This is a genomic window from Halobacillus naozhouensis, assembly GCF_029714185.1.
Classification (GTDB): domain Bacteria; phylum Bacillota; class Bacilli; order Bacillales; family Halobacillaceae; genus Halobacillus_A; species Halobacillus_A naozhouensis.
This window is the reverse complement of sequence record NZ_CP121671.1, coordinates 591,318-603,687: the sequence shown is the minus strand read 5'-3', so window position 1 is coordinate 603,687 and position 12,370 is coordinate 591,318. Positions and strand designations below refer to the sequence as shown.

Sequence of the window (12,370 nt, the reverse complement as noted above, 5' to 3'; positions counted from 1 at the left end):
TCTTTATTTACAACTTTCTGAATAGATCATGCGTTGAAAAAATCCTTTACGTCCATTAAATCCATTGTTTTTGCCGTAATAGATGAAAAATACGTTCAGATGAGGACTCTTCAGATTCCTGGTCCGTATGAACAACTAGGTCTCCCTCATGCGGTGGTTCATATGGGGAATCAAACCCTGTAAAGGATGGAATCTCACCTATTCTAACTTTTTTATATAAACCTTTAGGATCACGTTTCTCACAGTCCTCAATCGGACAACTCACGAATACTTCAAGGAACTCATTCTCTCTGAATTTATGACGAATCTGGTTGCGGTCTGAACGGAAAGGAGAAGTAAATGCTGCCATTACAATTGTCCCGCTATCTACTAAAAGCTTGACTGCTTCTCCAACCCTTCGAATGTTTTCTTGTCGATCCCGTTCTCCATAACCGAGGTCATTGTTCAACCCGTGACGTACATCATCTTCATCCAGGACATAGGTTTGCACCCCTTGATCATAGAGCTTCTGATTAATAAGTTTGGCTATCGTAGACTTTCCAGAACCTGATAGACCGGTAAGCCAAACCACACCACTAAAATGCTGATTTTTACGGTGATAATCAATCTTTGAAATAGAAGCAGTATCATGCCTGGCAATGTTTGTATTCATGGTCTTCCCTCCTTAGGTTGTGATCAGGTAGTTACTACACCTCACTCCAGCTGAATGGTGCGATGGCATTGTGTCCATACTAAAACTCTTGTTTTAAGGATCGAGGTTTCCCTTTTGGGGTCTGGACAGCTGCCTTCCTTCCAAAGCCTGTCAGAAGCAAAGTGGCGAATATTCCGCAAGCCATCATAACAACTGTATAAAAATTTGACCTCAAAAAGACTTCCGTTAAACAGTAAGCAAGAACCAGGGAAATAATTGGAGAAGTGATCCAGACTTTCAAAATTTGATAAATAATTCTCTTTTTCCAAATTTCGCCCCAGTTCTTCGTTGCCCCTATCCCCACAATGGCTGATGTCGTAACCTGTGTCATCGGAATGGGAACTCCTAATAAGGAAGCACCCACTACCAATACGCCCGATGTCCCTGACACCATAACCCCATCTGTTAAGGTTAATGTGGAAATGCGCTTGCCATTTGTTTCAAGCACTCTTCCTCCTAATAAAATACTTCCAAGGGCAATAAACACCCCTCCTGCCAGCAGTCCTATTTCTTTTGGTAAAACACCCGCACCGACAAGAGGGCCAATTGCATTCGCTACGTTGTTCATCCCAGCAGCAAAGGCCTCTATGAAACCAGTTATAATTAACAAAATGGAAATCCACTTGGAAATTTGTCTACTCGCTGAAGACTTGTGCTTCCTTCTCCAGTAATTTCCGATTAATCCAAAACAAAATGTCAGGGTAAAGGCAGCGACAGGAACAATTACCCAGAAGGTGACAATGTGAATCAGAGTGTCAAGGTAAAGCTGCTGCAAAGAGATCCCTACCCCGACTATGGCTCCAACTGTTACCTCACTTGTGGAGAGCGGAATGCCAATCATGTTCGTAAAAAATAATGTAATGGCCGCTACAGACAAGATAATGACAGCCGCCTGAACAGTCAGCAGTTCTGATGCTATGAGCCCCTTTCCTATCGTTTCCACTACCTCTCCGCCCCACAAAGCACCAAGCAATCCCCCCACCCCGCTTAGGAGAAGAGCTGTTCGTTTCTTCTTGATAACTTGAGCTCCATAAGCAATTCCCATCGTTGCAGCTGAACCACTTGCCCCGACATTAAATGCAAAAAAGCAAGAAACGGCCAGCCCTATAATGATCAGGGTCATGAACGGGAGTCCTTAGGAGATCCGGTGTGCAGACCACATTCTGTTTTAGCAAATCCTTGCCATCTGCCTGAACGATCATTAGGATCCTCTGAAGGGGACGTGCAAGGCATACAGCCGATACTGGCGTATCCTCGATCATGAAGTTCATTGTATGGAAGGTTACGAGTACGAATATGCTCCCATACGTCCTCCCAGGTCCAGTGAATGAGTGGACAAACTTTGATCGAGCGAAAACGGTCATCTTTGTTCACAAAGTTTGTTTCACTTCTGCTTGGAGATTGCTCGCGTCTTAACCCGGAAATCCAAGCCGTTGCTCCGTTTAAAGCGTCTTCAAGCGGTTTAATCTTCCTAATATAACAACATTTATCAGGATTTCGATTCCACAATTCATCGCCATGCTTACTGGCTTGTTCCTGCAACGTTAAGTCCGGTTTTTTCATCGTAATCTGCAAATCTGGAAATCTTTCTTTAATTGCATTGATGAGATCATAAGTCTCTTGAAAGTGAACATCCGTATCCAGGAATACAATGGCTGCATCCTTTTTCACCTGAGAAATCAAGTCGATTAATACAATCCCTTCTGCACCAAAACTGCAGGCATAGACAATATCATCATAAGAACGATAGGCCCATTGTAAAACCTGGAATGCTTCTTGTTTATGATCTTTTGTGATGCGATCAGGGAAAGGATTTTCAAAAGCAGAGTCATAGGTTACTACGTTATTAGTCATCGTTGAATCCTCCTCAAAAGAAACAGTTAGTATTTGTGAAAAGCAAAGAAAAAAGGCAGCACTGCTCTACTCTAACAAGCAGCACTACCTCTAGTTGTCTAGTCAGCAGTATCATCATTAAATTAAAAAAATCCTCTTCTTAAACAGCAATAAGAAGAGGATTTCAGACAACGGGATCCGTCTCTTCTTATCTATCAAGCTAATAGCTTGTTGGAGTTAGCACAGTACTATGACTAGTCTGTTGCCGAGGTTTCGTCGGGCCAAGTCCCTCCACCCCTCTGGATAAGAAATTGATTTAATTTTGTTACTGGAAAATATACAACAAGTATTCGATCCTGTCAAAGAGAATTTGTAAAATTTATTGCCATTTAAATCCTAAAACCCTTTATTCAAAGTGATTTAGTCGGGTTTAATAATTTTTAAATTCTTTTGACAATTACCCTTGATTCCTTGTTTTTTTTCGTGTAATGTAAGTCGCAACATCTGAAACAAGATTTCAAATCGAGTACTAGATGATTTACAGAAGTCATAAACTAGGCTAGAAGAATTCAACAGAAAGACATAAAGTTTACTCTTGAATCCATTGTTCATTTGATGTAAAGTAAGCAATTATAAATACCAAAAAATTACATATGTTTTCTTATCTAGAGAGGTGTAGGGACTGGCCCGATGAAACCTCAGCAACCACTGGTATTACCAGTATGGTGCTAAATCCAGCAAGTTATTTAAACTTGAAAGATAAGAAGAAGCATTAAGTATCTTAAAGTCTTCTTCTTACAGAAGGCTTTTTTTATTTTTATAAAAGGAGAATGCTCATGTCTACCTCACGTACGGAAACAAAGTTAGTTCATACAGGCAAAAACAATCTGGATGCTACAGGAGCCGTTAATGCTCCCGTCTATTTCTCAACTGCCTACCAACATCCTGGCATCGGTGAATCGACTGGCTTTGACTACTCAAGAACAGGGAATCCCACAAGAAGCATTCTCGAACGATCCATTGCGGAAATTGAACATGGAGAAATGGGATTTGCATTCAGTTCAGGGATGGCGGCAATTCAAACTGCACTTTCTTTATTCGCCCATCAAGATGAGATCATTGTGTCAGAAGATTTGTATGGCGGCAGTTATCGTTTATTTGAGCACCTCTCTACTCAATATGGTTTGAGATTTCATTATTGTGACAGCCAACATTTATCCGACTTAGAGGAATATATCACTGAGAAAACGAAGGCGATTTATATTGAGACACCTACGAACCCGCTTATGCATGTTGCAGATATTCCGGCCATAGCGAGAGTAGCCAGGGAACATGGTCTTCTGCTGCTTGTTGATAACACATTATATACACCGCTCTTGCAACAGCCTTTACGAGAAGGTGCCGATATTGTGATCCATAGTGCCACCAAATATTTGGGCGGCCACAACGATACCCTGGCCGGACTACTTGTCGCAGAAGACCCTGTAATTTGTGAAAAATTAGCGACTCATCAAAATACAACCGGCGCAGTCCTCTCCCCTTTTGACTCGTGGCTGCTTATGAGGGGGATGAAAACCCTCGCCTTACGAATGGAGCGGCATGAGCAAAATGCAAAGGCTGTTGTTTCCTATCTGGAACGCCATCACGCTGTTACACACGTCTTTTATCCCGGCCGGGGCGGAATGCTTTCATTTCGTTTAGAAGCTGAACATTGTATCGATCCCTTTTTAAGAAACTTGAAAGTCATTACTTTTGCCGAAAGTCTCGGCGGAGTAGAAAGTTTTATCACCTATCCAGCGACCCAGACTCATGCCGACATCCCGGAAGAAAAGCGGAAGCGCTATGGGGTTTGTAACCGACTGCTGCGTTTTTCAGTTGGCATTGAATGTATTGACGATCTAATCGAAGATCTCGATCAGACACTGAACAAATTACAAAGGGAGTCATAGATGATTGGAATCGATCTCATATCTTTACTGAAGACAAAAGCTCCATTAGACACAGCAGAGGAAGTTCGACTAAGAACGGCACTTCCTTACTCCCCCGTGTCTTGTGGACAATAAATCTTAACAAATATTAAAGACAGGAGGAACATCATGGACCTTAGAGATGCCCTTCAAGAAAAGACAGTTGTTGGTGATGGTGCTATGGGAACATTGCTTTACTCTTACGGCATCGACCAATGCTTTGAGGAATTAAACCTTTCTCACCCAAACGAAATCCTGCACGTTCATCAGGCATATGTAGATGCTGGTGCTGATATTATTCAAACGAATACATATGGAGCCAACTATATTAAGCTGGCGCGTTATGGGTTAGAGGATAAAGTAAAAGAAATCAACACAACAGCTGTCAGACTAGCTAAACAAGCTGCTACAGACAATACCTATGTAGTGGGTACAATCGGAGGAATTCGCAGCATTAGAAAACAAGCCGTTTCTCTGGAAGAAATCAAACGGACCTTCCGTGAGCAACTATACTGTTTGCTGTTTGAAGAAGTAGACGGTATTTTACTAGAAACGTTTTATGACTTAGAAGAACTTACAACCGTTTTACAAATTGCCCGAAAAGAAACAGAACTTCCGATCATCGCTCAAGTGTCTATGCATGAACCTGGTGTCTTACAGGAAGGCACCTCCCTCGCAGAAGCTTTAGCGATTATAGAAAAAGAGGGTGCGGATGTGATTGGGGTCAATTGCAGACTGGGGCCTTACCACATGGTGCAGGCGTTAGAAAGTGTCCCTCTTCCCGAAAAGGCCGTACTCTCTGCCTACCCAAATTCCAGCTTACCAGCTTACCAGGATGGCAGATTTATATACAAAACAGATGCAGAGTACTTTAAGGCTAGTGCCCGCGCCCTTTATGAACAAGGTGCAAGGCTTATCGGGGGCTGCTGTGGAACAACACCTGAGCATATTACTGCGATTGCGAATGAAATAAAGGGTGAAAAGCCAATTGAGCAGAAGACCGTGTCAATTCAAAAAAATGATTCGGCAGCCCCTCCTGAGAATAAAGATACTCGTCCACACCTTTACGAAATAGCAGCGCAAAGACCGTCTATCATTGTTGAGCTTGATCCACCGAAGCGTCTCTCTACTGATCGATATTTAAAAGGAGCTCAGGCACTCCAACAAGCTGGAGTTGATTCAGTGACGTTAGCAGATAATTCACTGGCCAGCCCGAGAATTTGCAACACAGCCGTCGCCTCCATTATCAAACAAAAATTCGATATCAACCCGTTAGTCCATATATCCTGCCGTGACCGCAATCTGATCGGCCTGCAATCTCATTTGATGGGGCTGCATACACTCGGAATCACCCAGGTACTTGCCATTACAGGGGATCCCACTAAAATCGGTGACTTCCCTGGTGCCACATCCGTCTATGATCTGTCTTCGTTTGATCTGATTCATTACATTAAACAGCTCAATAAAGGGATCTCTTTTTCTGGTAAATCGCTTGGTATGAACACGAATTTCTCCGTCGCGGCCGCTTTTAATCCAAATGTCCGCAACCTAAATCGAGCGGTTGGCCGTTTAGAAAAAAAGATCAAATATGGCGCAGATTACTTTATCAGCCAACCTGTGTACAGTAACGAACAGCTAAAGGAAGTATATGAAGCGACCCAGCATATACCAGTTCCTATCTATATTGGCATCATGCCACTAATCAGCTCGCGCAACGCGGAGTTTTTGCACAATGAAGTACCAGGAATTACGCTTTCTCCGGAGATTAGACAGCGTATGGAAGCTTGCAGCCACGACCCCATGCTATCTCAGGCAGAAGGAATTGCCATTGCAAAATCTTTAATTGATACCGCTGTTGACTATTTTAATGGAATTTATTTAATCACACCCTTTTTACGATACGAAATCACAGAAGAACTCACTCACTATATTAAGCAGAAAACACAAGCAGACACAGAAAGGAAGGTTGCGAATGGGAGCCACATTATTTGAACAACACCTCGCAAAACGAATTCTCGTACTAGACGGAGCCATGGGGACAATGCTGCAAAATGCCGGTCTTGAAGCAGAGGACTTCGGCGGAGAGGCCTATGAGGGTTGTAATGAATACTTGAATCTAACAGCTCCAGAAGTGCTTGAACACATTCATATTCAATACTTGGAGGCTGGGGCAGACATTATTGAAACGAATACATTCGGAGCAACAGATCTCGTTCTCGACGAATATGGATTAGGTCATTTAGCGGAGGAAATGAATCTTAAGGCTGCTCAAATTGCTAAAAAGGCAGCCGAACACTTTTCAAAAGATGGGCAACCCCGTTTCGCAGCTGGGGCTATGGGGCCCACAACCAAAACCCTCTCAGTGACAGGAGGAACAACATTCGAAAAGTTGGCCGATTCCTATGAAGAACAGGCAAGAGGATTGATCAAAGGTGAAGTGGACCTGCTCTTGTTAGAGACTTCCCAGGATATGCTGAATGTAAAAGCGGCCTACCTCGGAATTACTCGAGCCTTTACATCACTCCAGCAAACACTTCCTTTGATGATTTCGGGGACGATCGAACCGATGGGCACAACACTTGCGGGTCAGTCGATCGAAGCCTTTTATTTATCACTGGAACATATGAAACCTGCTGTTGTCGGCTTAAACTGTGCAACGGGTCCAGAATTCATGCGCGATCATGTTCGCTCACTTTCAGAGCTGGCTACCACCTCTGTAAGTTGTTATCCAAACGCCGGGCTGCCTGATGAAGAAGGTCACTATCATGAAACGCCTGAATCTCTAGCTATCAAAGTAGCCGGCTTTGCTGAAAAGGGATGGCTGAATGTCGTGGGCGGCTGCTGCGGAACAACCCCCGATCACACAAAAGCCCTCGCAGAAGCTGTAAAGGGGATCGAACCCAGGAAGGTGCCATCTTCCCATCCGCATGCTGTTTCTGGAATCGAGCCCTTTATCTATGAAGATAAAAATGACCGCCCGATTCTGATTGGTGAAAGAACCAACGTAATCGGCTCCCGTAAGTTCAAACGGTTAATCGCGGAAGGGAAATTTGAAGAAGCTTCGGAAATCGCCCGGGCTCAAGTGAAGAAAGGTGCCCAGGTCATTGATATTTGTCTGGCGGACCCAGATCGTGATGAAGTACAGGATATGGAAGCTTTCATGAAACAAGTCATTAATAAAGTGAAAGTTCCCTTGATCATTGATTCAACCGATGTAGACGTTATTGAGAAAGCCCTCACCTACTCGCAAGGAAAAGTGATTATCAATTCGATCAACCTTGAGGACGGCGAAGACCGCTTTAAAGAAATCCTTCCACTTGTTCAACAGTACGGTGCAGCTGTCGTGGTCGGAACTATTGATGAGGAAGGTATGGCCCTCACAGCCGAGAGGAAACTTGCGATCGCGGTACGCTCACGCAACCTTTTAGTCGATGAATATGGTCTTGATGAATCCGATATTATTTTTGATACGCTTGTCTTCCCTGTCGGAACTGGTGACGCACAATACATCGGCTCTGCTAAAGCGACCATTGACGGGATCCGTTTAATTAAGGAACAGCTGCCAAATTGTCAGACTGTTTTAGGGGTCAGCAACGTCTCCTTCGGCCTTCCGCCTGTTGGAAGGGAAGTTCTGAATGCCGTCTATCTTTATCAATGCACAAAAGCAGGTCTTGATTATGCGATTGTAAACACAGAAAAACTGGAACGATTTGCTTCCATTGCTGAAGAAGAAATTAACCAGGCGAATGATCTGCTTTTTCAAACGACTGATGCCACGCTCGCTTCCTTCACTGCGTTTTACCGTGGGAAGAAAAAAGAAGTCAAGGCACCAACATCAACGATGAGTTTACCTGAACGATTAGCCCACTATGTGGTGGAAGGAACAAAGGAAGGGTTACTTCCAGACCTTGAGAAGGCACTGGGAACGTACCCTGCCCCGCTAAAAATAATCAATGGGCCACTCATGGAGGGAATGGCTGAAGTCGGACGATTATTCAACGACAATCAGCTCATTGTAGCCGAAGTTTTGCAAAGTGCAGAGGTGATGAAGACTTCAGTCGCTTTTCTTGAACCTCATATGGAAAAAGACGATACGTCCAATAAAAAAGGGAAAATACTTCTCGCCACCGTTAAAGGGGATGTACACGACATTGGGAAAAATCTTGTAGACATCATTTTAAGCAACAACGGTTTTGATGTCGTTGATCTCGGAATCAAAGTAACTCCGCCTGAGTTAATCAAACAAATAAACGAGGAAAAGCCTGATTATATTGGATTATCTGGACTGCTCGTCAAATCGGCCCAACAAATGGTATTAACCGCTCAGGATCTGAAGCAGCAGCAAATCGAACTGCCCATTTTGGTTGGCGGCGCTGCCCTATCAAGGAAGTTTACGAATACAAAAATCGCTCCTCAGTATGAGGGTACGGTTTTTTATGCAAAAGATGCAATGGACGGACTTGGCCTGGCGAACCAGCTCAGTCAAAAGGAAGAAAGAGAGCTGTTAATTCACGAACAAAAAGAGAAACAAGCCAGGGCCGTGGCCAAAGGAAATGAACAAACCCAAGTTCAATCAGCAACGGCCGTAGCTGAAAAGCCAGTATCTAACGTCTCTAAGACCGTTCCTATTTACCAGCCGCACGACTTCGAACAGCATATTTTGCGTGATTATTCTATTGCCCATATTAATCCTTTTATTAACATGCAGATGCTGATCGGGCATCACCTGGGGCTAAAAGGGAGATTTTCCAAACTATTAGAAGAAGGAAATGGTAAAGCCCATCAGTTGAAGGAGGTTGTCGATGACTTACTGTTGAAGGCGGAAAAGGAAAACTGGATACAGCCGTCCGCTCTCTATCAGTTTCTTCCCGCCCAATCCGATGGGGATGATGTAATCATTTATGATCCTGCTGATCAAAAAACGATCCTGGAACGTTTTACGTTTCCCCGCCAGATCAAAGAGCCATTTCTTTGCCTGGCAGACTATCTGCGCTCAGTATCCAGTGGAGAAATGGACTATGTTGGATTCTTCTCCGTTACAGCCGGTAAAGGCATCAGGGAGCGTTCTCTGGACATGAAAGAACGTGGGGAATATTTGAAGAGTCACGCTTTGCAAGCACTCGCACTTGAAACAGCGGAAGGATTAGCGGAACACATCCACCAGCTCCTGCGAGATAAGTGGGGGTTCCCTGACCCGACTGATTTCACAATGCAAGAGCGATTCTCAGCCAAATACCAGGGTCAGCGGTATTCCTTCGGCTATCCAGCCTGTCCCGATTTAGATGATCAGAAAAAATTATTCCAATTGATTGAGCCAGAACAAATTGGGGTTGAATTAACTGAAGAATGCATGATGGAACCTGAAGCCTCAGTCACGGCAATGGTTTTCGCCCATCCTGAAGCGCGGTATTTTAACGTTCATTAAGTATTGCAAAAAGGACACGATCCCTAAAGGAGGAATTTTAACTATGAGTGCTTACAATGATCGATTAGAGACCAAATTCATCCATTCTTCCACCAGTCATGATCATACAGAACATAACACAGGTGCTGTTAACGTCCCTATTTACCTGTCATCTACCTACCACCAGAAAAACTTTGATCAATTTGGCCCGTATGATTACAGCAGATCTGGCAACCCAACAAGGCAAATATTAGAAGATACCATCGCGGACTTAGAGGGAGGCCAAAGGGGGTTAGCGTTCGCATCTGGCATGGCGGCCATTTCCGCTGCCTTTATGCTTCTCTCCGCCGGTGACCATGCACTCGTATCTAAAGACGTATATGGAGGCACATACCGTCTGATCACAGAAATGCTGGGAAAGTACAATATCGAACACACTTTTGTGAATATGACTGATCTCCATGAAACAAGCAGCGCCATCCAGCCAAACACAAGAGTGCTTTATGTCGAGACGCCTTCAAACCCATGCCTGAATATTACCGACATAGAAGGAATTGTTAAATTAGCTAAAGCGAATGACTGTCTGACCTTTGTTGACAATACGTTTATGACACCCCTTTATCAGAATCCACTGCAGTTGGGGGCGGATGTTGTTCTTCATAGTGCAACTAAGTTTTTATCTGGTCACAGTGATATTATTGCAGGCTTAGCCGTCACGAAGACTGAGGAGCTTGGTGAACAATTAGCCTTTATTCAAAACTCATTTGGTTCAATCTTAGGGGTGCAGGATGCTTATCAATTAATCCAGGGCATTAAGACCTTAGGTGCCAGACTCTCACAATCCTCAGAAACAGCGGAAAAAATAGCTGTGCATCTTAATGCTTACTCTTTAATCAGTGAAGTTTACTATCCTGGTTTATCTTTTCACGATGGATATCCCATCCATGCCAGACAATCAAAAGGCTCAGGAGCACTTCTATCCTTTCGATTACCGAATAAGCCCGCCGCAAAAGCATTTGTGGAAAACATTCGCCTCCCGGTTTTTGCCGTAAGTCTTGGTGCAGTCGAGTCGATTCTTTCCTGTCCGGCAACTATGTCACATGCAGCCATGCCAGAAAAGGAAAGAGAGGCAAGAGGCATTACGGATGGATTGTTAAGACTCTCTGTTGGATTAGAGCATGCAGACGACTTAATACAGGATATCGATCAAGCACTTGAAGCTGCCACTCAGGGTATGAATACGAAAGGTATTTTGCTGTAAAGTCCAAATCTTATGTGTTGTCAAACTTACACGAAAGAAGGTATAACCATGAATCAAAGTCAAACTTTCATACGAAGAACATTGAAAACGTCACTGCCTCCATTCCACGCTGATCATGTGGGAAGCTTATTAAGATCGCAGCGAATTGAACAGGCCCGTCTTCAAAAAGGGTCCGGAGAGATTAACGCAGTAGAGCTGCGTGCCATTGAAAACGCGGAAATTACTAGAATCGTAGAAAAGCAAAAGGAAATCGGACTTAAAGCCGTAACAGATGGTGAATTTCGGCGAGCCTGGTGGCATTTTGATTTCCTTGAAGGATTAGACGGAGTGACGGGATTTGTTCCGGAGAAAGGAATTGAATTTCATAACACCGTTACCAAGGCTTACGGGGTAAAGGTCACAGGCAAAATAGATTTCACCGATCATCCTATGCTGGAAGATTATAAGTTTCTTCACAGCATTGCCGGCTCACATACGGCAAAGTTTACGATACCAAGTCCCAATATGCTGTTCTTCAGAGGGAAAAATCAAGAAGAAATCTATAATACTACTGAAGAATTCATTCACGATTTAACCCAAGCCTATAAAAAAGCCATTCATGCCTTCTATGAGGCTGGGTGCCGCTACCTTCAGCTGGATGACACAGCATGGTCCGTATTTTTCTCAGAAAACGGCCCCAGCCTCATACAATCGTGGGGATTTGAACCAGAGGAATTGAGTACTATTTTTGCAAAAATGATTAATGATGCTGTAGCTGATCGACCTGATGATATGAACATCACGATGCATATTTGCCGTGGTAATTTCCAATCAAGCTATGCCAGTTCCGGGGGTTATGATGCTGTGTCAGAGACCATTTTTAATGGACTTCATATCGATGGCTTATTTCTGGAATACGATGACGACCGCTCTGGAAGTTTCGAACCCCTCCGCCACGCCAAGCGATCCGACTTGCAAATCGTTCTGGGGGTCATCACTTCTAAGTTTGGGGAGTTGGAAGATAGAGAGTCGATTAAGCGAAGAATTGAAGAAGCCTCTCAATATGTTGATCTGAACCAGTTGTGTTTAAGTCCTCAATGCGGATTTGCCTCTACGGAGGAAGGAAATCTAATAACAGAAGAAGAACAATGGGACAAGCTTGGACAGGTCGTCACTATCGCACGGGATGTATGGGGGTAAATTATATTCTTTTTATAAAGAAAAGCGAGAGTTAG

8 protein-coding genes and 2 riboswitches are annotated in these 12,370 nt (G+C 43.7%); of the genes, 5 read left to right on the top strand and 3 right to left on the bottom strand.

The window, feature by feature from the left end; genetic code table 11:
* Positions 1–55: 55 nt before the first annotated feature.
* The 3 genes from cysC to P9989_RS03190 form a co-directional block, all read right to left on the bottom strand.
* A complete protein-coding gene (gene cysC, locus P9989_RS03200; RefSeq protein WP_283077384.1) occupies positions 56–652 on the bottom strand; it encodes an adenylyl-sulfate kinase in 597 nt (198 codons plus the stop codon).
* A 79-nt stretch (positions 653–731) separates the two neighbouring features.
* Positions 732–1,814 (bottom strand): sulfate permease, encoded by a 1,083-nt coding sequence (cysP, locus tag P9989_RS03195; RefSeq protein WP_283077383.1) that lies wholly within the window; start codon positions 1,812–1,814, stop codon positions 732–734.
* Positions 1,811–2,545: a phosphoadenylyl-sulfate reductase gene (locus P9989_RS03190; RefSeq protein WP_283077382.1), complete on the bottom strand. Its 735-nt coding sequence runs from the start codon at positions 2,543–2,545 to the stop codon at positions 1,811–1,813. Before P9989_RS03190 ends, cysP begins: the two co-directional genes overlap by 4 nt.
* 184 nt (positions 2,546–2,729) lie before the next feature.
* Positions 2,730–2,834: riboswitch (SAM riboswitch) on the bottom strand.
* Positions 2,835–3,182: 348 nt separating this feature from the next.
* A riboswitch (SAM riboswitch) is annotated at positions 3,183–3,290 on the top strand.
* Between the two features lie 70 nt (positions 3,291–3,360).
* Here P9989_RS03190 and P9989_RS03185 point away from each other — a divergent pair.
* The 5 genes from P9989_RS03185 (at position 3,361) to P9989_RS03165 (ending at position 12,335) form a co-directional block, all read left to right on the top strand.
* Complete coding sequence (locus P9989_RS03185; RefSeq protein WP_283077381.1) at positions 3,361–4,473, top strand: methionine biosynthesis PLP-dependent protein; 1,113 nt, start codon at positions 3,361–3,363, stop codon at positions 4,471–4,473.
* A gap of 147 nt (positions 4,474–4,620) precedes the next feature.
* Positions 4,621–6,483 carry a bifunctional homocysteine S-methyltransferase/methylenetetrahydrofolate reductase gene (locus P9989_RS03180; RefSeq protein WP_283077380.1) on the top strand — a complete coding sequence of 621 codons (1,863 nt, stop codon included), beginning with the start codon at positions 4,621–4,623 and terminating at the stop codon, positions 6,481–6,483.
* Entirely contained in the window at positions 6,464–9,916 is a 3,453-nt protein-coding gene (metH, locus tag P9989_RS03175) for a methionine synthase (protein ID WP_283077379.1), read from the top strand. Before P9989_RS03180 ends, metH begins: the two co-directional genes overlap by 20 nt.
* Before the next feature lie 43 nt (positions 9,917–9,959).
* Entirely contained in the window at positions 9,960–11,156 is a 1,197-nt protein-coding gene (locus tag P9989_RS03170; RefSeq protein WP_283077378.1) for an aminotransferase class I/II-fold pyridoxal phosphate-dependent enzyme, read from the top strand.
* A gap of 48 nt (positions 11,157–11,204) precedes the next feature.
* The gene (locus P9989_RS03165; RefSeq protein ID WP_283077376.1) at positions 11,205–12,335 is read left to right on the top strand and encodes a 5-methyltetrahydropteroyltriglutamate--homocysteine S-methyltransferase; all 1,131 of its coding nucleotides are present in this window, start codon (positions 11,205–11,207) and stop codon (positions 12,333–12,335) included.
* Positions 12,336–12,370: the final 35 nt, after the last annotated feature.